The 22,543-nt window shown below is 70.1% G+C and carries 15 protein-coding genes and 1 pseudogene; 7 read left to right on the top strand and 9 right to left on the bottom strand.

Features of this window, described 5'->3' with window-relative positions; genetic code table 11:
• The first annotated feature begins 580 nt into the window (after positions 1 to 580).
• The 4 genes from fabI to WS78_RS26205 all read left to right on the top strand — a co-directional run bounded on the left by fabI (position 581) and on the right by WS78_RS26205 (position 3,647).
• A complete protein-coding gene (gene fabI / locus WS78_RS26220; RefSeq protein WP_038747654.1) occupies positions 581 to 1,342 on the top strand; it encodes an enoyl-ACP reductase FabI in 762 nt (253 codons plus the stop codon).
• Between the two features lie 199 nt (positions 1,343 to 1,541).
• The gene (locus tag WS78_RS26215) at positions 1,542 to 1,970 is read left to right on the top strand and encodes a GNAT family N-acetyltransferase (protein WP_059578564.1); all 429 of its coding nucleotides are present in this window, start codon (positions 1,542 to 1,544) and stop codon (positions 1,968 to 1,970) included.
• Between the two features lie 105 nt (positions 1,971 to 2,075).
• Positions 2,076 to 3,143 (top strand): AI-2E family transporter, encoded by a 1,068-nt coding sequence (locus WS78_RS26210; RefSeq protein ID WP_059578559.1) that lies wholly within the window; start codon positions 2,076 to 2,078, stop codon positions 3,141 to 3,143.
• Between the two features lie 129 nt (positions 3,144 to 3,272).
• Positions 3,273 to 3,647, top strand: a complete 375-nt coding sequence (locus WS78_RS26205) for an outer membrane protein assembly factor BamE (RefSeq protein ID WP_038747662.1) — start codon at positions 3,273 to 3,275, stop codon at positions 3,645 to 3,647.
• Between the two features lie 55 nt (positions 3,648 to 3,702).
• Here WS78_RS26205 and WS78_RS26200 read toward each other — a convergent pair whose 3' ends face one another.
• Complete coding sequence (locus tag WS78_RS26200; protein WP_059578555.1) at positions 3,703 to 5,532, bottom strand: alpha/beta fold hydrolase; 1,830 nt, start codon at positions 5,530 to 5,532, stop codon at positions 3,703 to 3,705.
• Positions 5,533 to 5,828: 296 nt separating this feature from the next.
• Here WS78_RS26200 and WS78_RS26195 point away from each other — a divergent pair, with 296 nt between their 5' ends.
• Positions 5,829 to 7,808, top strand: a complete 1,980-nt coding sequence (locus tag WS78_RS26195) for a carboxypeptidase-like regulatory domain-containing protein (protein ID WP_156437445.1) — start codon at positions 5,829 to 5,831, stop codon at positions 7,806 to 7,808.
• Between the two features lie 45 nt (positions 7,809 to 7,853).
• Here WS78_RS26195 and pdxR read toward each other — a convergent pair whose 3' ends face one another.
• Positions 7,854 to 9,362, bottom strand: coding sequence for a MocR-like pyridoxine biosynthesis transcription factor PdxR (gene pdxR / locus WS78_RS26190; protein ID WP_059578546.1), 1,509 nt, complete (start codon positions 9,360 to 9,362; stop codon positions 7,854 to 7,856).
• 104 nt (positions 9,363 to 9,466) lie between these two features.
• Between pdxR and WS78_RS26185 the strand changes: the two genes are divergently transcribed.
• A complete protein-coding gene (locus tag WS78_RS26185) occupies positions 9,467 to 10,186 on the top strand; it encodes a pyridoxamine 5'-phosphate oxidase family protein (protein ID WP_038747670.1) in 720 nt (239 codons plus the stop codon).
• Between the two features lie 147 nt (positions 10,187 to 10,333).
• On the opposite strand, the gene WS78_RS26180 is transcribed toward WS78_RS26185, so the two are convergent.
• From WS78_RS26180 to WS78_RS26150, 7 genes and pseudogenes are all read right to left on the bottom strand, one after another.
• The gene (locus WS78_RS26180) at positions 10,334 to 11,770 is read right to left on the bottom strand and encodes a heavy metal sensor histidine kinase (protein WP_038747672.1); all 1,437 of its coding nucleotides are present in this window, start codon (positions 11,768 to 11,770) and stop codon (positions 10,334 to 10,336) included.
• Positions 11,767 to 12,465, bottom strand: coding sequence for a heavy metal response regulator transcription factor (locus WS78_RS26175; RefSeq protein WP_059578543.1), 699 nt, complete (start codon positions 12,463 to 12,465; stop codon positions 11,767 to 11,769). Before WS78_RS26175 ends, WS78_RS26180 begins: the two co-directional genes overlap by 4 nt.
• Positions 12,466 to 12,495: 30 nt before the next feature.
• The gene (locus WS78_RS26170) at positions 12,496 to 14,262 is read right to left on the bottom strand and encodes an efflux transporter outer membrane subunit (protein WP_226377313.1); all 1,767 of its coding nucleotides are present in this window, start codon (positions 14,260 to 14,262) and stop codon (positions 12,496 to 12,498) included.
• A gap of 704 nt (positions 14,263 to 14,966) precedes the next feature.
• Positions 14,967 to 16,217, bottom strand: a complete 1,251-nt coding sequence (locus tag WS78_RS26165) for an efflux RND transporter periplasmic adaptor subunit (RefSeq protein ID WP_059578539.1) — start codon at positions 16,215 to 16,217, stop codon at positions 14,967 to 14,969.
• A 15-nt stretch (positions 16,218 to 16,232) separates the two neighbouring features.
• On the bottom strand, positions 16,233 to 19,451 hold the full coding sequence (locus tag WS78_RS26160) for an efflux RND transporter permease subunit (protein ID WP_059578535.1): 3,219 nt from the start codon (positions 19,449 to 19,451) through the stop codon (positions 16,233 to 16,235).
• 209 nt (positions 19,452 to 19,660) lie between these two features.
• Positions 19,661 to 19,831: pseudogene (locus tag WS78_RS37815) on the bottom strand (helix-turn-helix domain-containing protein); the annotation flags it as partial.
• Positions 19,832 to 19,931: 100 nt separating this feature from the next.
• Positions 19,932 to 20,717 carry a Crp/Fnr family transcriptional regulator gene (locus WS78_RS26150; RefSeq protein ID WP_059578531.1) on the bottom strand — a complete coding sequence of 262 codons (786 nt, stop codon included), beginning with the start codon at positions 20,715 to 20,717 and terminating at the stop codon, positions 19,932 to 19,934.
• Positions 20,718 to 20,871: 154 nt separating this feature from the next.
• Here WS78_RS26150 and WS78_RS26145 point away from each other — a divergent pair, with 154 nt between their 5' ends.
• Complete coding sequence (locus WS78_RS26145) at positions 20,872 to 22,533, top strand: acyl-CoA synthetase (protein ID WP_059578527.1); 1,662 nt, start codon at positions 20,872 to 20,874, stop codon at positions 22,531 to 22,533.
• Positions 22,534 to 22,543 lie beyond the last annotated feature (10 nt).

The raw sequence follows: 22,543 nt of genomic DNA, 5'->3' as shown, positions 1-22,543 counted from the left end.
GTTCCTTCGACGAAACGCGCGTTGTTTTTTGAGGCAGGAATGGACGGCTTCGGATCGGCGGGCGTCACTTGGCGTCGCCATTCGCCATTCGCCATTCGCCGCACCCCGCACCCCGCACCCCGCACCCCGCACCCCGCACCCCGCACCCCGCACCCCGCACCCCGCACCCCGCACCCCGCACCCCGCACCCCCGGCTGCTCGCCGCTTGCCATTCGCCATTCATCGCTCGCCCATCGCCCATCGTGTGCGCACTCGTCGCGCGGCGTTCATCATGCGCCGCGCATGGCCGTCCCGCGATGAAGCGCGCGCCGATTTCAACAGGCGCAATGCGATTTGCGCTCCCGCATCCTGTTGACATCGATCAACACGCGAACCGCATCGATCCCCGACAGTCGACGGGCGGAGCGACGCGCATCCGCCCGCTCGGCCAGCATCGAAGGCGGCCGGGCATTCGCGGCGCGAATACGCCGGCCCGCATCCACCGGCCGCCGACGCGCCCGCGCCGCCGGCATACCGCTTCGCGCGGCGCGATCCGGCCCGTCGCTCGGCGGCTCATGCTCGACCGTCGAAGGAGATCCCTATGCGTCTTCCGAACAAGCGTGGCTTGATCATCGGCATTGCAAACGAAAGCAGCATCGCGTTCGGCTGCGCGCGCGTCATGCGCGAGCAGGGCGCCGAGCTCGCGATCACCTACCTGAACGACAAGGCCGAGCCTTATGTCCGGCCGCTCGCGGAGCGTCTCGGAAGCGGGCTCGTCGTGCCGTGCGACGTGCGCGAGCCCGGCCAGCTCGAAAGCGTGTTCGCGCGCATCGAGCGCGAATGGGGGCGGCTCGACTTCGTGCTGCACTCGATCGCGTACGCGCCGAAGGAGGACCTGCATCGCCGCGTGACGGACTGCTCGCAGGCGGGCTTCGCGATGGCGATGGACGTGTCGTGCCATTCGTTCATTCGCGTCGCGCATCTCGCCGAGCCGCTGATGGCGAACGGCGGCTGCCTGCTGACGGTCACGTTCTACGGCGCAGAACGGGCAGTCGAGGACTACAACCTGATGGGGCCCGTGAAGGCGGCGCTCGAAAGCTCGGTGCGCTACCTCGCCGCGGAACTCGGGCCGCGGCGCATTCGCGTGCACGCGTTGTCGCCGGGGCCGCTGAAGACGCGCGCAGCGTCCGGCATCGACCGCTTCGACGCGCTGCTCGAACGCGTGCGCGAGCGCACGCCCGGGCATCGCCTCGTCGACATCGACGATGTCGGCCATGTCGCCGCGTTCCTCGCGAGCGACGATGCAACTGCGCTGACAGGCAACGTCGAATATGTCGACGGCGGCTATCACGTCGTCGGCTGACGGCGCGGCGCGCAACTTGCAGCGGGCAGCTGCGTAACGGGCACCTGCGTAACGGGCGTGCGCGGCGGGCGCTCGCGCGCGTTTGCACGTATTCGAGCATGTTCGACGGTGTTTGAGCGCGTCGCGCCTGCGCGATAAGATGGCCGTCTCGATTCGACTCGCCATCCCGCTCGCCATCCGCCACGCCCGAAGGACTGCCATGCCGCCCGTCACGCTCGTCGTCACCGATCGCCCCGAACCCGCCCAGATCGATTTCATCGATGCGGGCCTCGCCGCGTACAACGTCGAGCGCGCCGGCGTGAACGACGAGCGTGCGCTCGCGGTGTTCGCGAAGGACCCGGACACGGGCGAGCTGCTCGGCGGCCTGACGGGCCGCACGTCGCTCGGCCTGATGTTCGTCGATCTGTTCTATCTTGCCGACGCGCTGCGCGGCGATGGCATCGGCCGCGCGATCCTGCGGCTCGCCGAGGAGGAAGGGCGCGGGCGCGGCTGCGGCGCGGCCGTGCTGTACACGATCAGCTTTCAGGCGCCCGCGTTCTACGAGAAGCTCGGCTGGCGCCGCTTCGGCGAAGTGCGGTGCGATCCGCCCGGCACGAGCCGCGTGTTCATGACGAAAACGCTGCGCTGAGCAGGCGCGCGCGACGGTCGGCCGCCGCACCGGCATCGTCGTGCGCGTCCATTAAGATGGCGATGTCGCGGCGCGCCGCGCTTTCCCAATTCGCCAAGAGTCCTCATGGTTCAGAACGCACCTGTCTCGCCGGAGCCGTCCGGCCGCCCGAAGGCCCAGTCGATCGCGCTCGGCGCGCTGTATGCGGCGCTCGTCGCGCTCGCGTTGTGGGTGATTCGCGATTTCATTCCCGCGATCGCATGGGCATGCGTCGTCGCGATCGCGCTGTGGCCAGCGTTGCGCCGCATCGACGCGCATCCCGCCTTTCACGGCCGCGCGACGCTCGTCGCCGCCGCGTTGACGACGGCGATCGCGCTGCTCGTCGTCGTGCCGATCGCGGCGGGGCTCGTCGAGGCGGTCGACCAGAGCCACGAGTTGCTCGGCTGGCTGCATCGCGCCGAGCAGGCGGGCATTCCCGCGCCCGACGCGCTGTCGCGTCTGCCGTTCGGCTCGCAGCAGGCGAGCGCGTGGTGGCAGGCGAATCTCGCGAAGCCGCTGCATCCGGCGGCGGTGAAGGGCGTCGACAGCGGGACCGTCGTCACGTTCGGCCGCCACTTCGGTTCGCGCGTCGCGCACGCGGCGGTGCTGTTCGGCTTCATGCTCGTCACGCTGTTCGTGATCTTCCAGGCCGGCCCGCGCCTGTCGGGCGCGCTGCTGACCGGCGTGCGGCGCGCGTTCGGCGACAACGGCGCGGCGCTGCTGCAGCGAATGGCGGCCGCGGTGTACGGGACGGTCACGGGGCTCGTCGTCGTCGGCTTCGGCGAGGGCGTGCTGCTTGGCATCGCGTATGCGTTCGCCGGCTTGCCGCATGCGGCGCTCCTCGGCCTCGTCACGGCCGTGGCCGCGATGCTGCCGTTCTGCGCGCCGCTCGTGTTCTGCGGCGCCGCGCTGTGGCTGTTCGTGCAAGGCGCGGCCGGCTGGGCGATCGGGCTCGCGGCGTTCGGCTTCGTCGTCGTGTTCGTCGCCGAGCACTTCGTGCGGCCGGTGCTGATCGGCAGCTCGGCGCGGCTGCCGTTTCTGCTCGTGCTGTTCGGCATTCTCGGCGGCGCGGAGACGTTCGGGCTGCTCGGCCTGTTCGTCGGCCCGGCGCTGATGACGGTGCTGACCGTGCTGTGGGCGGAGTGGGTCGATTGACGGCGCACGTCGAACGAACGGTGCGTTGTTTTTCCGACTGTTTTAAGAAAATTCAACAAAAAGACAGCGAAACGTCGATTAGCATGCAGTTTTCCACTGCGACGGCATCGCGCCGCACGGTTGAGCCGCATGCCATTCCAGACGACGAACCGCACCGTTCCCGCCCTCGCTTTTCCGCTCGCCGCCGCGCTGCTGTTGAGCGGCTGTTCGTGGTTCAGCGGCTGGTTCGATTCGTTCTCGTACGCGAGGCTGCCGCTGCCGAAGGCGGCCGCGCAGCCGGGCGCGACGCAGACGCAGATCGTGGCGGCGGGCGGCAATCCGGCGAGCGTCTGGATGGTGCGCAACGGCTCGGGCGTCTGCTACAACTACGATTTACGCCACGGCAACGACCATCGTCCGTACTACGTCGTGTTCGATCGGCGCGGCGTCGTCTCGCGGCACGGCTTCGCGACCTGCTCGGAAGCCGACCGCGGCGGCTTGCTGCGCGGCTCCGCCGTTCGCTGACCGGCGCGGCGTCCGGGCGCGGCGGGCGGCTCTTGCGGTGGACCTACTGGCGGACCTATTCGTCCGCGCACGCATGACGCGCGACGGATTGCCGGATCGAACTCAGAATGTCCCGCCAGTGCGAATAGATCAGAAAGTGCCCGCCATCCGCGATTTCATGCAGACGGGCGCCCGGAATGCGCGCCGTCAGCCGACGCACGGCGTCGATCGAGATGTGCCAGTCCAGGCTGCCGTGAAAGAGCTCGACGGGCATCGCGAAGCGCTCGCCGTCGATTTGCCAGCCATGGACGTTCAGCAGCGTTTCGGCGACGAAGTGCCGCGTGCCGTGCCTCACGCCGGCCAGCAATTCGCGCGCGTAGTTTTCGCGAAATTCCGCATGCTCGAACACCCGGCGATCCACTTCCGGCATCGATTGCAGGATGGATTCGATATAGCCGTACACGTCCTTGCGAATGCTGCGTATCACGACTTGCAGTAGCGGCGGCAGCAGGTTGGGCGTGTAGCGCGCCACCATCAGCGCCATGCGGAAATGGGCCGAGTATGCGCGGATATCCTCGAAGCGCTCGACGGGAGGCGTCGCGCCCACGACGAACAGCGCATCCACGCGGTCCGCCATCGCTCGCGCGGTGGCGAGCGCGTAGGGCGTGCCCGCCGAATAGCCGAGCACGGCGAAGCGCGTCAGATCGAGATGATTCGCCAGGGCCGCGACGTCCGCCGGCCAGTCCGACACTCGCCGCCCCGGCATCGGATCGGAATCGCCCGTGCCCGGACGCTCGGGAATGATGAGCCGGATGGACGCCTCGCGAAGCAAGGCGTCGTCCGGATGCCGCAGGTGCCGCGAGCACGACAGGCCGTGCATCAGGATCAGGGGAAGGCCGTCCGGATCGCCGCTGTCGGACCACGCTAGCCACCGGCCGTCGGGCAGGCGCAGGCGCCCGTCCTCTTGCGCGGGCGAACGCGCGGCGGCCGCGGGAGGCCGGCGCAGGCGAGACCATGGTTGCGCCGTTCCGGTTTGATCGAGCCAGAGAGGCGTCGACCAGATCGCCTGAACCAGTTCCGGTTGGCGCCGCACGCCGATCTTCGCGAACACCGATTTCAGTTGGGTCTTGACCGTGTTCACGCTCGTGCCGAGATCCTGCGCGGCGTCCTCCAGCGTCATCCCGCGCACGAGCCGCTGGGTGAGCCGCGCTTCCGCCGCGCTCAGGTCGAAGAGCGCGCTCAGGCCGGCTTCCGGCACGAGCGGCGCATCCGAGCTGGCGACCCAGACCATCGCGTGCGCGTTCGTTCCCGCTTCCCGTGCGACGCGGCTCACGAGCACCGACAGCGCCGCTTGCCCGCCGTCGAGCCGGAATGCGGCCTGCGTTTGCGCATGCTCGGGCGCGTCGCGCAACGCGTCGTCGAGAAGCCGCCGGGGCCGCGATTCCAGGCGGCCGGCGACGATCGCCAGGCCGCCGTGGCCATTCAGGATCGATCGCATCGCCCGGTTCATGTGGACGATCGCGCCGTTGCGCGCCACCAGCGCGATGCCGACCGGCAGCCGATCGAGCACGCTTTCGCTCAGGCATCGCTGCCCGTCGGAATCGGTCAGCCGCTGGCGCATGTCGCAAGCCCGGACGAAGTGCGGCGCGAGAAGCGTGAAGATCTGGCGTTCGGCCGCCGTCGCGCTCGTCGGCAGCGGGTTGCCCATGCCGTCGAACCAGCTCGCGACCATGCGGTCAGTCTCGTGCCGCGGAATCGGCAGCGCGTCGTGAACGCGGGCGTCCGACAGGAAATCCGCCATCGCCTGCAGCAGATGCGGCCACAGGTCGTCGTCGTTCGCCGTCTCATAAATCAGGCCAATCAGGCTCGACAGCGGCCCGGCCGGAAATTCAGTGCGTTCGTTCATCCCGCCCCCCTCGACGCGGTGCCGCCTCGAGCCTCGATCATGACATGCCGCCGCGCTCGATCGATACCTCGAACGGGTGATGCGCCGCGATCGCATTCCGACCACGATGGGTGCCGGATCGAAGCGCGGCGTCGACGCGATTCGGTCCAGGCGCCACTCGGTGGCTCTTCCTGAAAATGATACGCACGGCTAAGGGGACGATGATGAAAAATCAGATCAGGCTACGGCTTGCCGCGATGGGTGTCGCGACGGCCATTTCGTCGATGCTGGCGGGTTGCGGCGCAGACGGAAATTCGGTGGGCGGCGCAAACGCCAATTCGGGCCCGGGCGGCGCGGCGCAGGGCGCGACCGTGAGCGGCACGGTCGCAAGCGGCAGTCCGGTGCCGAACGCTGTCGTCACCGCCGTCGACGTGAACGGCAAGACCGTGACCACCCAGGCGGGGGGGAGCGGCGCGTATACGCTCGACGTGACCGGGCTCGCGCAGCCCGTCGCGCTCGTCGCGACCGATCCGGGGGGCCAGGTCGGCCCGTTCGTCTCGGTGCTCGCGAGCACGCCCGCCGCCGGACAAAGCGCGACGGCCAACGTCACCACGCTGACGACGGCCGTCAGCGCGCTCCTCACGCCCGGGGGCAATCCGCTGGAGCTTGCGATACCGGCCAATTTGAGCGCCGAGGTCACGCCGGCCAAGGTGCAATCTGCCACGCAGGTGCTCGACACGTATCTCACGCACTTTCTGAGCGCTGCCGGCGTGTCGAACCCCGCCGCATTCGATCCGATCGGCGCGCCGTTCTCGGCAAACCATGCCGGCGCCGACGCCGTGATCGACATGTTCCGGATCGTCGCTCAAGGTTCCGCGACGTATCTGACCTTCATCGGCGCGACGTCGGCGCAAGGAAACGTCGACCTGACGCTCAACGCGCAGCAGTCGCCGGGCAGCGTGCCGCAACCGCCCGTCCCCGAGGCCGCCGCGACGGTTGCCTCGCTGAACGCCGGCCTTGCGAGCCTAGTCGCCGACATGCAGGCATGCGTGGCCGCGGGCGGCACGGGGGCCGCCTGCAACGTGGTCGATCCCGGCTACATGGACAACGGCTATGCGCGCATTTCCCGATACGATGCGAATCTGCAAAGCGCCACCGTCGTGTTCGGCACGCCGTCGATCGTCGAGACGGTCGGCATTCCGAATGCGACCGGGGGGCAAGGCGCCACCGGCGCGTTGATCGGCATTCCTTATGCGTTGAGCGCGCCCGCGCAAGGGCAACCGCAGGCGTATCCGTACACGCTCTACACGACGGTGCAACCGTCGGTTCGAACCCGCTATGGCTGGGACATCGTCGGCAACCAGCTGCCCTTCGATATTTCGGCGACGTCGCGCGCGACCTATCGCAATTTCCACGACAGCTTCGTCAATTCCACGGGAAGCCACGATGCGAGCTTCTTCGATGCGGGCGTCACGTTGGGCGTGAACCTGGGCGGCCCCGGCGGTCGCAACATCGATGCCGCCCACGTGACGGGGCCCGGCCTGCCGAGCGCCGGATTGTGGCTCGTGCATTCGACGGTCACGGGGGACGGTTCGCTGGCGATCATGGCGAAGCAGCCGTCGTCGCAGCCGGCGCCCGGAACCACGACGGGCAGCAATACCAACGAATATCGCTGGTCGTGGGCCACGCTGCCGGGCGGCGCGTTCACGCCGCCCGCCAAGGGCTTCTGGAGCACCGGCAAGCTCGACGGCTCGCTGCCGTTGTACGGCGCTTACACGTTCACGCTATACGACTCGACGGGCGCGGCGCTCGGCACTTACAGCGTGTTCAATCCGACGCCGCTCATCGATGCGCAGGCGGGGCTCAACGCCTACGGGCAGGGCAACGACGCGGCCCATCCGCAAGGCGCCTGGCCGGTGCTGGGCGCCGACGTGGCTGCGGGTTTCCTGTCGGCCACGGGCGCGTACGCCGGCGCGCAAGCCGCGTTGAACGTGGACTTCACGCCGCCGCCTTCGCCTTCGCCGAACCCGGCGCAATTGACGCTCGGCAAGATCAACGTTCAGAGCGAGGACCAGAACAAGGCCGGATGCGAAGCGACCGTGCCGGTCACGAGCGGCGCGACTTCGGTCGCGGTGGCGGCGCCCACGTCGCCCATCGCGTGCAGCTTCCTGGCCGTCGACAATGCGTCGGATGCCGCCTATCGCATCGTGCAGTTGCGCAGCAAGAATACGCAGGGGGTGCAGTTCTACCTGAATGAAACCTACCGCAGCGGCCAGAACGCGCCCGATGCTTCGTAGCCCGGAGCCGATGGCGAGCGGGCTCGCGCCCGCGCGCCGTCCGGCTCATCTCGCGGCGTCTCGCGCCGGTTTTCGCGCGCCGCGCCGCGCATCGTCGATCGCGAGGCCGATCCGCCGCACGCATGCGTCGATCTGCTCGGTCGGCACCGCGCCGTAGCCGAGCACGAGGCCGTTGTACGCGGCGCGATCGGTGCCCGGCAGGCAGAAGCGCGACAGCGGCCGCACCGTGATCGCGCGGGCGAGCGCCGCGCGCGCGACGTCGACGTCCGCGACGGGCGCGTCGAGCCGCGCGGACAGGTGCATGCCGCCCGCGCCGCCCGACACCGTCAGCGCGCCGCCGAGATGGCGCGCGAGCGCGGCTTGCAGCACGTCGCGCCGCTCTTCGTAGAGCCGGCGCATGCGGCGCAGATGCCGCGTGAAATGCCCGGCCTCGATGAAATCGGCGAGCGCGAGCTGCTCGGCGAGCCGGCCGCGCGGCGCGAGCGCGCCGATCGTGCGGCGCAGCTCCGGCGCGAGCGCCGCCGACGCGACAACGAAGCCGATCCGCAGCGTCGGAAACATCGTCTTGCTGAATGTGCCGAGATAGACGACGGGCGCGTCGTCGCCGAGGCTTTGCAGCGCGGCGAGCGGCGCGCCGAAGTGGCGGAACTCGCTGTCGTAGTCGTCCTCGATGATCCATGCGCCGGCCGCGCGCGCGTTCGCGACGAGCGCGATGCGCCGCTCGACGCTCATCACCGCGCCGAGCGGATACTGATGCGACGGCGTGATGTAGACGAGCCGCGGCGGAGCCGCGCGCCAGTGCTCGGCGCTCGGCGCGAGGCCGTCGGCGTCGACGGGGATCGGCACGAGCCGCAGGTCGGCCGCCTGGAACGCCGAGCGCGCGCCGACGTAGCCGGGATTCTCGATCCATGCGGTGTCGCCCGCGTCGGCGAGCGTGCGCGCGCACAGGTCGAGCCCGTGCTGCGTGCCGTCGGTGACGAACACCTGCTCCGCTTCGCAGCCGATTCCGCGCGACACGCGCAGATATTCGGCGATCGCCTGCCGCAGCCGCAGGTTGCCGCCGAGCGGCGCATGGCCGAGCTGCGCGGGGCCGATGCGCCGCCACGCGCGCTCGGTCGCGCGGCGCCACGATGCGAGCGGAAACTGGTCGAGCGCGGGCATGCCCGGCAGGAACGACAGCGGCTCGCGCTCGTCGTCGACATCGGTGTCCGGCAGATCCGCGGTGCGTCGCGACAGCACGGGCCGCGCGTGCGCGGGCGATGCGGCCGCGCCCGCCGCCGGCAGGCCGACGCGCGCGACCATCGTGCCTTGCCGCCGCGCGACGACGAAGCCCTCGGCGGCGAGGCGCTCGTACGCATAAAGCACCGTGTTGCGCGCGATCCGCAGCGTCTCGGCGAGCGCGCGCGACGACATCAGGCAGGTGCCGGGCTCGAGCGTGCCGCTCAGGATCGCCGCGCGCAGGCAGGCATAAAGGCGATGCTGCTGCGACGCGCGCGCGAGCGCGTCGTGCGCGTTGTCCCGCTCGAAGTTCGACAGCAGCACGCCGTAATCCATCGTGGCTCCAAAAATGATCGATCTCATGGATCTATTCATGGTGCCACAGATTTTCTATCGTCGAGCCCATCGAAACGATCATGTCCATCCAGGAGCCACGCCGAATGACCTCGACCGCAGCCGAATCCGCTCGGCCCCCGACCGCGCCGAGCTCGCGCACCCGCGTGCGCCGCGTCGCCAACCGCGGCCGCTATGATCGCGCGACCCTCGAAGCGATTCTCGACGACGCGTACGTATGCCACGTCGCGTTCGCCGACGAGTCGGGCGTGCACTGCATTCCGACCGCGTGCTGGCGCGAGGGCGATCATCTGTACATCCACGGCTCGAACGGCAGCCGGATGCTGAAGCTCGCGGCGGCGGGCGCGCAGGTGTGCGTGACGGTCACGCATCTCGACGGCCTCGTGCTCGCGCGCTCGGCGTTCAATCACTCGATGAACTACCGGTCGGCGGTGATCTACGGCGAGTTCGAGGTCGTGCCGGATGCGCGGAAGGCGGCCGTGCTCGATGCGTTCGTCGAGCGGATCGCGCCGGGCCGAAGCCGCGACGCCCGGCCGGGCGACGCGAACGAGCTCGCGGCGACGACCGTGCTGCGCATCGCGCTCGACGAAGCCGCGACGAAGATCCGCGCAGGCGGCCCGAAGGACGACGAGGCGGATCTCGGCTTGCCGGTGTGGGCGGGCGTGCTGCCGATGCGCGACGCGCACTTCGCGCCGATCACCGACGCCGCGCCGGCGGGCGTGCCCGATTACGTGCGGCGCTGGCAGGACGCGGTGCCGCTGCGCGAGACGGACGACGAGGAGGCGAGGCGCGTCGCGGTGCGCTGAGTCGCATGCGCGCTCGTATGCGCTCGGCGATGGGGCGGGGCGGCGGCTTTCGGCGACGGGGGCCGCGGGCGCCGCGCGCATCGACGCGCGCGGGGCGGCATGGGCGGCGCGGCGTTGGCGACATCGAACGCGCCGGCCGCCGGCCGCTCAAGTCGTCTTCAGCGTAGGCCGCGGCCCGGCTGCCGCCGTGCGCGCGTCGTGCGCCTGCGGCGCGGCGTCGGCGGGCCGCGCGGCGACCGAGAACCCGATCGTGTTCCAGCCGCGTTCGCACGACACGAACACGGCGCCGCCATGCATCTCGGCGACGGCCTTCACGATCGACAGCCCGAGGCCGTGATTCTCGTTGCTGTTCGCGCGCGCTTCCTCGATCCGGTAGAAGCGCTCGAACAGATGCGCGCGCGCGGTCGCGTCGATCGGCTCGCCCGGGTTCGACACCGCGATCTCGACGGTTTCGCCGCGCGCCGCGATCGTCACGCGGATCGTGTTGTCCGGCCGCGTGTGCTGGATCGCGTTGATCAGCAGGTTCGTCATCGCGCGGCCGAACAGCGACGGATCGACGCTCGCGCGCGCGTCGCCGGCGAGCTCGGCGCGCAGTTGCGCGTCGTCGAACGACATGTCGAGAAACGCGAGCATGCGCGTGACCTCGGCCGCGAGCGACACGTCGGCGAGATCGGTCGCGCGCTCGCCGCGGTCGCGGCGCGCGAGGAACAGCATGTCGTTGACGATGATCCGCAGCCGCTCGAACTCCTCGAGATTCGATTCGAGCGTCTCGCGCAGCCGCTCGGCCGAGCGCTCGCGCGCGAGCGCGACCTGCGTCTGGCCGATCAGGATGCTCACGGGCGTGCGCAATTCGTGCGCGACGTCCGCATTGAACGATTCGAGCCGCTCGTGCGCGTGCTCGATCCGTTCGAGCGCGCCGTTGAACGAGCTCGCGAGATCGTGCAGCTCGCGCGGCAGCGCGTCGGTGTGCAGCCGCCGGCGCCGGTTCGCGGGGCCGAGCGACGCGGCTTCGCGCGACAGCCGCGCGAGCGGCGCGAGCCCGACGCGCGTGACCGCGCGGCTCAGCAGCAGCGTCGCGAGCGTCGCCGCCGCGATCAGCGCGGCGAGCGTCAGCATGATGTGCCGCAGCATCTTCTGCGTGCGCTCGCACGCGGTCGACACGACGAGCGTGAGCGCCGGGCGCTCGCCGCTCGCGGGCAGCGCGACGGTCTTCGTCATCACGTCGTATTCGCTGCCGGGCGGGCGCAGCCGCAGGAAGCCGTCCGCGGCGGGCCCGTCGGGCTCGCCTTCGACCGGCTTGCCGAAGCGGAACGCCGGATCGGCGCTGTCGACGTGATAGCGGGTCGAGCCGTCGGGCGGCTCGAGATCGGCGAGCTTGTCCTGCGTGATCTTGAAGCGCGCGGCCGTCGTGCCGTGCGACACGATCATCGCGGCGATCTTCGTGCGCGTGTCGAGCGTCGCGCGCAGCTCGGCGAACAGTTGCCGCTCCATCATCGCGAACAGGCCGACGCCGACGAGCGTGAACACGAACAGCGACGCGACGCCGAACAGCACCGACAGCCGCCTGGAAATCGAGCGCGTCATGAGCGTTTGGCCTCCGCGTCCTCTTCCGCGCGTTCCTCGAGCACGTAGCCCATTCCGCGGATCGTGTGCAGCAGCTTGTCCGCGAACGGGCCGTCGAGCTTTGCGCGCAGCCGCTTGATCGCGGTCTCGACGACGTTCGCGTTGCTGTCGAAGTTCACGTCCCAGACGAGCTCGGTGATCGTCGTCTTCGACAGCACCTCGCCGCGCCGGCGCGCGAGCACGCCGAGCAACTGGAATTCCTGCGCGGTGAGGTCGAGCCGCACGCCGTTGCGCGTCGCGCGGCGGCTGATCAGGTCGACGCGCAGATCGCCGATCGAGATCAGCGTCGATTCCTGCACGCGCGCGCGGCGCGTGAGTGCGCGCAGCCGCTCGACGAGCTCGAGGAACGAGAACGGCTTCGTCAGGTAGTCGTCGGCGCCGCCGCGCAGGCCGCGTACGCGGTCGTCGACGCGGTCGCGCGCGGTCAGCATGATGACGGGCGTGTCCTTGTGCGCGCGCAGCGCCCCGAGCACGCCGAAGCCGTCGAGTTTCGGCAGCATCACGTCGAGGACGACGACGTCGTAGTCGTACTCGAGCGCCATCCATGCGCCTTCCTCGCCGTCGGTCGCGGCATCGACGATCCAGCCCTCGTCGGCGAGGCCGCTCTTCAGGTAATCGACCACTTTCGCTTCGTCTTCGACGATCAGTACTTTCATGTGTTGTCCCGTTGTGCCGGTCGCGTGCCGCTATGCCGCGCCGGCCGGCGTCGCCCCGGCGTTCGCCGTAGATTGTGCGCCCATCCCGGCGGATCGTGCGGATTCGGCTGGCGTGACGGCGAGCCATGCGGATGCGGCCGGCGCGGATGCGGTCGACGTGGATGCGGCCGACACGGAAACGGCCGATGTCGCAGTGGCCGACGCGGCAGTAGCCGGCACGAAGGCGGTCGACGCGGCGGCTTCGCCTGTTCCAGCCTCGTTCCCGACTCCGACTCCGACTCCGACTCCGGCTCCGGCTCCGGCTCCGTTCGCCGCCGCGCGCGTCGCGGCATCCCGCGACGCAGCGGCCGGCATCGGAGCGCCGCCTGCCGGCCGCTGCGCCTCTTCCGTCTCCACCGCGCTCCACCCGCCGCCGAGCGCCTTCGCCAGATACACGACGAGCGCCGCGCGCTGCCCGCGAATCTGCACTTCCTGCCGCTCGCTCGCGAGCAACTGCTGCTGCGCGCCGATCACGTCGATGTACGCGGTCAGGCCGCCCGCGTAGCGGTCCTGCGCGAGGCCGACGAGCCGCTGCGCATCGTCGACGGCCGCCCGCGCGCGGCGCTCGGCCTCGTCGAGCACCGACAGCCCGGTTACCGCGTTTTGCACTTCCTCGAACGCGGTCAGCACGGTTTGCCGGTAGTTCGCCTGCGCGGCCGCGTAGCCCGCCTGCGCGTACGCGACGCCTGCCGCGAGCCGGCCGCCCTCGAACAGCGGCTGCGCGAGCGACGCGCCGACCGACCACAGCAGGCTCGGCGCCGTGAAGAGGCTCGCGAAGCGGGTCGCGTCCCAGCCGAGCGCGGGCGAGAGCGTGATGCGCGGGAAATACGCGGCGCGCGCGACGCCGATTTCGGCATTGGCGGCCGCCATCGCGCGCTCGGCCGAAGCGACATCCGGCCGGCGCTGCAGCAGCTCGCTCGGCAGCCCGGCGGGCAGCGTCGGCGCGGTGAGCGTCTGTACGCGCGGCGGGATCGAGAACGCCGGCGCGGGCGTGCCGGCGAGCGTCGCGATCGCGTGCTCGAGCTGCGCGCGCTGATTGAGCAGCAGTTGCGTCTGCGTGCGCGTCGCGTCGAGCTGCGCCTTCTGCTGCATCAGATTGAGGCCGGACACGGCGCCCAGGTCATGCTGCGCGGACACGAAGTCGAGCGCTTTGCGCTGCAGCGCGACCGAGCGGTTCAGCACGTCGATCTCCGCGTCGGTCTCGCGCAGTGCGAGGTAGCTTGTCGCGAGGTTCGCCGTCATCACGAGGCGTGCGTTCGCGAGGTCGTCGCGCGCCTGGTCCGTCGACGCCTGCGCGGACTCGACCGAGCGGCGAATCCGGCCGAACAGGTCCGGCTCGTAGCTGACCGTCGCGCCGATCTGCATGTCGTTCTGCACGGTCGAATGATTCGCCTGCGCGTAGTTCGTGAGCGGGCGGTCGGCCGAGATCCGCGCGCGCGACGCGCCGGCGGCGAGGCCCGCGCTCGGCCATTGCGCGGACGCGACCGACGCGAGCGTCGCCTGCGCCTGGTCGTAGCGCGCGGCGATCGCCTGCACGCTCGGGTTGTGCGCGAGCGCGCGGGTTTCGAGCTCGTCGAGGAGCGGATCGCCGAACGCGCGCCACCAGTCGGGCGCGAGCGACGCGCGCGCGGGCGCGGCGGGCCGCCAGTACGAATCGGCCGGGTCGATGGACCAGGCGGCGGGCGTGTCGACGGGCGGGCGGCGGTAGTCCGGGCCAACCGTGCAGCCGGCGAGCGCGAACGCGGCTAGCGCGAGCAACGCGAGCGGGCGGTGCGGCCGGCGTGAACGCGATTTGGGCGGCGGCAGATCGGGAGAATTCGGCGAATTCGGCGCGCCGCTTGTATACGGCGATTGAAGCGAGCAGCGAATTTCGGGCGAACTGGCGGGGGTGGCTGAATCGGCGGAGGTGCGCGAACGGGCGCGGGTGGGCGAACCGGTGAGGGTGGACGAATCGGCGAAGGTGGGCGAACCGGTGAGGGTGGACGAATCGGCGAGGGTGGCCGAATCGGCGAAGGTGGGCGAACCGGTGAGGGTGAACGAATTGGCAAAGGCGGACGAATCGGTGCAAGCCGGCGAAAGGGCGAAGTCCGGCGCTCGCGACGGTTTCCGCGTGCCGGTCGATCCGTGCGGCTTGATCGCGACAGACGTATCGACCGCACCGACTGCACCGACTGCACCGACTGCACCGACTGCATCGACTGCATCGACCGAACCGATCGAACCGATCGCACCGATCGCACCGATCGGCGAGATCGGCGAGATTACCGGGATCACCGGGATCACCGGGACAACCCGGACCACCCGGATTGCCGTCCTGATCGAGTGGACCGCCCGGATCATCGCCCGAACTGCCCGAACCGCCCGAACCGCCCGAACCGCCCGAACCGCCCGAACCGATCCCGACGACGCGAACGGCCGAAGCCCCCCGCGCCGACCGCGCGCGCCGAACGCGATGCGCGCGCTCACGTCCGCGCTCCGGCCGCCTGCGCGGGCATCGGCGCGGCCCGCCCGCTCTTCGGCGGCTGCGCGACGATCACCGCGTCGCCGTTCGCGAGCGAATCGCTCGGATTCAGCACGATCCGGTCGGCCGGCGCGAGGCCGCCGTCGATTTCGAGCGTCTGCCCGAGCGTACGCGCGATCGTCACGCGATGCAGCCGGATCTGCCCGTTCGCCTCGACCACCGCGACGCTCGGCCCCTCCGCGCGGAACAGCAGCGTGTTCGCCGGAATCGTCAGGTTGCCGGCCGGCGCCATCGGCAGCGTCGCCTTCACGTAGGCGCCCGGCATCAGCTTGCCGTCGCCGTTCGGCAGCGTGATCTCGATTTGCAGCGTGCGCGTTGCAACGTCGATCGCCTGCGCGGTGTGCGTGATCGTGCCGTCGAACGTCTGCCCCGGCAGCTCGGGCTGCGCGACGCCCACGTGCTGGCCGAGCCGCCCCTGTTGCGCATATGCCTGCGGCACCTGCACGTAGAGGCGCAGCCGGTCCGCCTGCACGACCGTGAAGAGCGCGCGGCCCGTGCCGCTGTTGCCCGCGTTGACGAGATCGCCGACGTCGATGTTGCGCTGGGTGACGATCCCGTCGACCGGCGCGACGATCTTCTGGAACGATTTCAGCTCGGTGAGGCGCCGCATGTTCGCCGCGGCGGCGGCGACGTTCGCGACGCCCTGGTTGTACGCGCCTTGCCGATCGTCGAGCTCCTGCTGCGACACCGCATCGCGCTCGCGCAGCTGCCTCGCGCGATCGAGCGACGTTTTCGCGAGCGCGAGCGTCGATTCGGCCTGCTGCCGCTGCGCGACCGCCTGCGCAAGCTCCTGATCGAGCTCGGGCGTGTCGAGCTCGGCGAGCAGCTCGCCCTGTTTCACGCGCGCGCCGATGTCCGCGCGCCAGCGCAGCACGTAGCCGCTCGCGCGCGCGTAGATCGGCGCTTCGACGTAGCCGCGCAGCGTGCCGGGCAGCGTGAGGCGGCTCGCGCCCGTCGCCGCGCTCGGCTGCACGACGCTCACGTACTGGCGCGCGTTCTGCGCGGCGAGCGCGTCGAGCCGGTTCGCGCGGCTCCAGTCGGCGACGAGCGTGCGGAGCCCGCCCGCCGCGAGCAGCAGCCCGACGGCGGCGAGCGCCCATTGCGCGCGCTTCCACATTTGCGCGCGCGCGGGCAGATCGAGACCGGATTCGTCTACGTGTATGCCGACGGAGCTGTGATGTTTCTCTTCCATGGATTCAACCGGTTCTCAATTCGGGTCAACGGAACGGGGCGCGGCGTCGCCGGCACGCTCGGCCGCGGCGCGGCGCGCGCGGCGCTTCGCGAGCCGCTGGTGGACGCCCGCGAACACGAGCGGCACGAACAGCAGCGTCGAGACGGTCGCGAGCAGCAGGCCGCCGATCACCGCGCGGCCGAGCGGCGCGTTCTGCTCGGCGCCGACGCCCAGGCCGAGCGCCATCGGGATCATGCCGATGATCATCGCGAGCGCGGTCATCAGCACCGGGCGGATTCGCGTCGCGCCCGCCTCGAGCGCGGCCGTGAGCGGCGGCGCGCCGGCCTCGAGCCGCTGCCGCGCGAACGCGACGACGAGAATGCTGTTCGCGGTCGCCACGCCGACCGTCATGATCGCGCCCGTGAGCGCCGGCACCGACAGGTGCGTGCCGGTGATGTACAGCATCCACGCGATGCCGGCGAGCGCGGCGGGCATCGCGCTCACGATGATGAGCGGATCGAGCCACGACTGGAAGTTCACGACGATCAGCAGATAGACGAGCACGATCGCCATCGCGACGCCCGCGCCGAGGCCGAGATACGACGTGCGCATCGTCTCCACCTGGCCGCGCATCGTGATCGTCGTGCCGCGCGGCAGCGTCGCGCGCGCGTCGTCGATCGCGCGGCCGATCTCGGTCGCGACCGAGCCGAGGTCGCGGCCCTCGACGCTCACGAGCAGGTCGATCACCGGGCGGATGTTGTAATGCGTGACGACGGCGGGCGACACGCCCGGCACGATGTCGACGAGATTGCCGAGCAGCTGGTACGGCGCGCCCGCGCGGCCGCTCGCCGACACGGGCGTCGCGAGCAGGTCGCCGACCGAGCCGACCTGGTATTGCGGCGTCTGGATGGTCAGCGGATATTGCACGCCCGTCTTCGGATTCACCCAGAACGACGGCGCGGTCTGCGACGTGCCGGCGAGCGAGATCAGCAGGTTCTGCGCGACGTTCTGCGCGGACAGGTCGAGCTGTTGCATGCGCGTGCGGTCCATGTCGGCCGTGAGGCTCGGCTCGTCGTTGCGTTGCAGGACGTGCGCGTCGACGGCGCCGGGAATCGCGCGCACGCGCTTCATCAGCCGGCTCGCGATCGCCATGTTCGACGCGAGGTCGGCGCCTTGCACCTGCACGTCGATCGCGGCCGGCTGCCCGAAGTTCAGGATCTGCGTGACGATGTCCGACGGCTGGAAGAAGAACTCGACGCCCGGAAAGCGCGCGGGCAAGAGGCCGCGCAACTGCTCGACGTAGCGCTGCGCGCTCGCGTGGCCGGGCTTGAGCGCGATCAGGATCTCGCCGTCGAGCGTGCCGATCGTGCCCGCGTTGCTGTACGACAGGTTGATGCCGCTCACCGGCAGCCCGAGATTGTCGACGATCGTGCCGAGCTCGGCGGCCGGCACCGCTTCGCGGATCGTCTGCTCGACCTGGTCGGCGAGCCGCGCGGTTTCCTCGATCCGGTAGCCGGTCGGCGCGCGCATGTGCAGGCGGAGGTTGCCCGCGTCGACGCTCGGGAAGAAGTCGCGGCCGAGCGCGAACACGAGGCCCGTCGACAGCACGCAGAAGCCGAGAAAGAGCGACGCATGGAAGCGGCGGCGCACGAGCAGCACGCTCAGCAGCACGATGTAGCCCGCGCGCAGCCGCTCGAACGCGCGCTCGAACGCATGATGAAAGCGCGCGAAGCGCGACGGCCGCGCGGCGGGCGCGGCTGGGCCGATGCCCGGGCGGTGCTTGCCGAACAGCAGCATCGCGAGCGTCGGCACGAGCGTGCGCGACAGCACGTACGACGCGAGCATCGCGAACACCACCGCCTCGGCGAGCGGCACGAACAGATAGCGCGCGACGCCCGTGAGGAAGAACATCGGCACGAACACGACGCAGATGCAGAGCGTCGACACGAGCGCGGGCACCGCGATCTCGCCCGCGCCCTCGAGGATCGCCGTGCGCAGGTCGGAGCCCAGATGCAGATGGCGTTCGATGTTCTCGATCGTGACCGTCGCGTCGTCGACGAGAATGCCGACCGCGAGCGCGAGGCCGCCGAGCGTCATGATGTTGATCGTTTCGCCGAGCGCGGCGAGCGCGAGCAGCGACGTGAAGATCGACAGCGGAATCGAGATCGCGATGATGAGCGTGCTGCGCCAGTTGCCGAGGAACAGCAGGATCATCATCGCGGTCAGCGCGGCGGCGATCAGCGCCTCGTGAATCACGCCCTGGATCGCCGCGTCGACGAACACCGACTGATCGAAGAGCGGCGTGATTTTCAGATCCTCGGGCAGCGTGTTCTCGACCGACGGCAGCAGCGCCTTCAGCGTGTTGACGACGGCGAGCGTCGACGCGTCGCCGCTCTTGAGCACCGACACGAGCACGCCGCGCTCGCCGTCCTTGCGCACGACGTTCGTCTGCGGCGTGAAGCCGTCGCGCACGTGCGCGACGTCTGACAGATAGATCGTCGCGCCGCCCGTCGTCCGCACGGGCAGCCGGTTCAGCTCGGCGAGCGTGTCCGGCGACGCGTTCGTGCCGACGCGGTATTCGGTCTGGCCGATTTTCGCGGTGCCGGTCGGCAGCACGAGGTTCTGAGCGTTGACTGCATTGACGATGTCGGCGGGCGTCATGCCCTTCGCGAGCAGCGCCTGCGTGTCGAGATCGACGGAGATCACGCGCGTGCGGCCGCCGTACGGGTAGGGCACCTGCGCGCCGGGAATCGTGATCAGTTGCGGACGCAGGAAGTTCATCGCGACGTCGGCGAGCTGCTGCTCGCTCATCGACTGGCTCGACAGCCCGAGCTGGATCACCGGAATGCTCGACGCCGAGTAACTGATGATGAGGGGCGGCGTCGCGCCCTGCGGCATCTGCCGCACGATCGCCTGCGCGGCCGACACCGTCTGCGCGATCGCCGTCTGCGTGCTCGCGCCGGGCTGCAGGAAGATCTTGATGATCGCGATGCCGGGCAGCGTCTGCGATTCGATGTGCTGGATGTTGCTGACGGTCGTCGTCAGCGTGCGCTCGTGGACGGACGTGATCCGGTCGGTCATCTCCTGCGCGGACAGGCCGTTGTAATTCCAGATCACGCTGATGACCGGAATGTCGATCGACGGCAGCACGTCGGTCGGCGTGCGCATCAGCGCGAGAGGCGTGGCCAGCAGGATCATGATGGCCATCACGATGAACGTGTACGGGCGCTTGAGCGCGAGATTGACGATCCACATGGAGGGCGGGTGCTCAGACGGGCGGGCGTTGCGTCGGTGGTCGGGATCGCATGATAAAAAAGCGCGCCGGACGTGTCGCTGACGCGAAGATGGCGGATTTGTCAGGAAGGGATCGTCGGAGGAATCGGGCGGGGCGGGCGTCGGCGCGCAGGCTTTGCCGGACCGGCCGGATCGGGGTGGCGCATTCGGCTGATGATTGGCGGGCTTGGGGCGAAGCCCGCATCGAGCGCGACGTCGGCGATCGGCCGGCCGAGCTTCAACCGCGCGCGGCCGTATCGAATGCGCCGGTTCGCGAGAGACGCATGCGGCTTCATCCCGTAACGCGCGCCGAACGCGCGGACCAGATATGACGGCGACAACCCGGCCGCCGCACAGATAGATGTCGTCGAGCGGCAGCGCGTGCGTGCGACGCCCGTCGACGCACGGCTCAGCCGCCCTCGGGCCGCCCACAGGCCGCCCGAGCGTCGCGGCGGCCCTTCGTCAGATCTGCTCCATCCCGAACGCCGCGAGCCTCGGCAGATCGAGCACGTCGATCTGGTTGTACGCGACACGCAGCGCGCCGAGCCGCTCGAGGTGCCGGAGCGCCTGATTGATCCGCTGCCGCGACACGCCGACGAGCATCCCGAGTTCCTCCTGCGAGATCGCGAGCGTCGCGCCGGTGTCCGGATACAAGTCGGGATTGAAGAGCTGCGCGAGCGATTGCGCGACGCGCGCGTTCACGTCGAGCAGCCGGCTGTTCTGGATCGACGCGATGAACTCGCCCATCCGGTTGTTCAACTGGCGGATCACGAAGCCCGTGAACGGCAGGCTGCTGTCGAGGAGCGCATGGAACGTCGCGGTCGGCACGAACAGCACGAGCGAGCGCTGGACCGCGATCACGTCGTACTTGCGCAGCTCGCGCTTGATCACGCTGCCTTCGCCGAACCAGCCGCCCGACGGCACGCCGGAGAACGTGCAGCCGCGCCCGGACGCGTTGTAGATCGCGAGCTTCACGAGCCCGCGATGCACGCCGATCCAGTATTCGGTGGGCGCCTGCCGGCGCGCGACCCAATCGCCCGCGTCGTGATGCTCGGCGTGCGACTGCGCGACGACGAGCGCCTGGTGCTCGGGCGCGAGCGCGTTGAACCAGCCGCAGTGGGAGAAGAGCGCGCGAAGATCGCCGGGCCCGGTCGCGCCGGCCGTATCGGCTGGCGGCGCGTCGAGCGGCGGCGCGCGGCGAATCGTTTGGGCGTCGGCTTGAACCTCGGCTCGAGCGTCGTCTTGCATCACACAGGGTTTGCGAGGATAGGGAATACGCGCGGTCGCCGGCGGGGAGTCTGTCGCTTGGGTGACAGACGGCTCACAATGGCCGCGAGTAGGCTTGTCCAATTGGACCACAAACCAACGATATCGAGGCGCGAGCCTTGCAGGAGACGACATCATGACGCAGAGGTTCGAGGAGGGACTCGGCAAGCGCGACGCCAATTACGTGCCGCTCACGCCGATCGATTTCATCGCGCGCGCGGCCGAGGTGTACGGCGCTCGCCTCGCCGTCGTGCACGGCGACGTGCGCCGCACGTGGAGCGAAACCTACGCGCGCGCACGGCGGCTCGCGAGCGCGCTCGAGCGCGCGGGCGTCGGGCGGGGCGACACGGTCGCCGCGCTGCTGCCGAACATTCCGCAGATGATCGAGGCGCACTTCGGCGTGCCGATGGCAGGCGCCGTCCTCAACGCGCTGAACACGCGGCTCGATATCCCGTCGATGCTGTTCATGCTGCGCCACGGCGAGGCGAAGGTGCTGATCGTCGACACCGAGTACGCGGAGTTCGCGCACCGCGCGGCGCTCGAGGTGCCGGGGCTCGCGATCGTCAGCGTCGCCGACGCGATGCCCGCCGATCCGGCCCGTTTCCGTGGCGCGACCGACTACGAGGCGTTCCTCGCGGGCGGCGATCCCGCGTACGCATGGAAGCCGCCGTCCGACGAATGGGAGGCGATCGCGCTGAACTACACGTCGGGGACGACGGGCGATCCGAAGGGCGTCGTCTATCACCACCGAGGCGCGTACCTGGCCGCGATCAGCAACATCCTCGAATGGGACATGCCGAAGCACGCGGTCTACCTGTGGACGCTGCCGATGTTCCACTGCAACGGCTGGTGCTTTCCGTGGGCGGTCGCGGCGCGCGCGGGCGTGAACGTGTGCCTGCGCAAGGTCGACGCGAAGCTCGTGCTCGACCTGATCCGGCGCGAGCGCGTCACGCACTACAGCGGCGCGCCGATCGTGCAGGGCGCGATCGCGAACGCGCCCGCGCAATGGCGCGAGGGGATCGCGCACAAGGTGCATGCGTTCGTCGCGGGCGCGGCGCCCGCGCCCGCGGTGATCGCGAAGATGAAGGAGATCGGCTTCGATCTCACGCACGTCTACGGGCTCACCGAGGTGTACGGCCCGGCGACGGTCTGCGCGAAGCAGTCGCACTGGGAATCGCTGCCCGACGAGGAGCTCGCGCAGCTGAACGCGCGGCAGGGCGTGCGCTACCACCTGCAGGCGGGCGCGACGGTGCTCGATCCCGACACGATGGCGCCCGTGCCGGCGGACGGCGAGACGCTCGGCGAGATCATGTTCCGCGGCAACATCTGCATGAAGGGCTATCTGAAGAACCCGCACGCGACCGACGAGGCGTTCGCGGGCGGCTGGTTCCACACGGGCGACCTGGGCGTGCTCACGCCCGACGGCTACATCCGGATCAGGGACCGCCGCAAGGACATCATCATCTCGGGCGGCGAGAACATTTCGAGCATCGAGGTCGAGGACGCGCTGTACCGGCATCCGGCCGTCGCGGTCGCGGCGGTCGTCGCGCTGCCGGACCCGAAATGGGGCGAGGTGCCGTGCGCGTTCGTCGAGCTGCGCGAAGGGATGAGCGCGACCGAGGAGGAGATCATCGCGCACTGCCGGCTGCTGCTCGCCGCGTTCAAGATCCCGAAGGCGGTGCGGTTCGGCGAGCTGCCGAAGACGTCGACCGGGAAGATCCAGAAGTTCCAGTTGCGCGCGCAGGTCGGCTCGAGCTCGGCGATCGATCTGGCGGGGAGCGCCGGCAAGAAGCCCTGACGCGCGGCGC

It is taken from the genome of Burkholderia savannae, assembly GCF_001524445.2.
In the GTDB taxonomy this organism is placed as follows: domain Bacteria; phylum Pseudomonadota; class Gammaproteobacteria; order Burkholderiales; family Burkholderiaceae; genus Burkholderia; species Burkholderia savannae.
The sequence above is the reverse complement of the archived record's forward strand: the minus strand, read 5'-3'. Positions and strand labels throughout refer to the sequence as shown.

Excerpts from the sequence above, each read along its gene's own strand:
- fabI (WP_038747654.1), top strand. The coding sequence starts at position 581 with ATGCGTCTTCCGAACAAGCGTGGCTTGATCATCGGCATTGCAAACGAA.
- WS78_RS26215 (WP_059578564.1), top strand. The coding sequence starts at position 1,542 with ATGCCGCCCGTCACGCTCGTCGTCACCGATCGCCCCGAACCCGCCCAG.
- WS78_RS26210 (WP_059578559.1), top strand. The coding sequence starts at position 2,076 with ATGGTTCAGAACGCACCTGTCTCGCCGGAGCCGTCCGGCCGCCCGAAG.
- WS78_RS26205 (WP_038747662.1), top strand. The coding sequence starts at position 3,273 with ATGCCATTCCAGACGACGAACCGCACCGTTCCCGCCCTCGCTTTTCCG.
- WS78_RS26200 (WP_059578555.1), bottom strand. The coding sequence starts at position 5,532 with ATGAACGAACGCACTGAATTTCCGGCCGGGCCGCTGTCGAGCCTGATT.
- pdxR (WP_059578546.1), bottom strand. The coding sequence starts at position 9,362 with ATGGATTACGGCGTGCTGCTGTCGAACTTCGAGCGGGACAACGCGCAC.
- WS78_RS26185 (WP_038747670.1), top strand. The coding sequence starts at position 9,467 with ATGACCTCGACCGCAGCCGAATCCGCTCGGCCCCCGACCGCGCCGAGC.
- WS78_RS26180 (WP_038747672.1), bottom strand. The coding sequence starts at position 11,770 with ATGACGCGCTCGATTTCCAGGCGGCTGTCGGTGCTGTTCGGCGTCGCG.
- WS78_RS26175 (WP_059578543.1), bottom strand. The coding sequence starts at position 12,465 with ATGAAAGTACTGATCGTCGAAGACGAAGCGAAAGTGGTCGATTACCTG.
- WS78_RS26165 (WP_059578539.1), bottom strand. The coding sequence starts at position 16,217 with ATGGAAGAGAAACATCACAGCTCCGTCGGCATACACGTAGACGAATCC.
- WS78_RS26160 (WP_059578535.1), bottom strand. The coding sequence starts at position 19,451 with ATGTGGATCGTCAATCTCGCGCTCAAGCGCCCGTACACGTTCATCGTG.
- WS78_RS26150 (WP_059578531.1), bottom strand. The coding sequence starts at position 20,717 with ATGCAAGACGACGCTCGAGCCGAGGTTCAAGCCGACGCCCAAACGATT.
- WS78_RS26145 (WP_059578527.1), top strand. The coding sequence starts at position 20,872 with ATGACGCAGAGGTTCGAGGAGGGACTCGGCAAGCGCGACGCCAATTAC.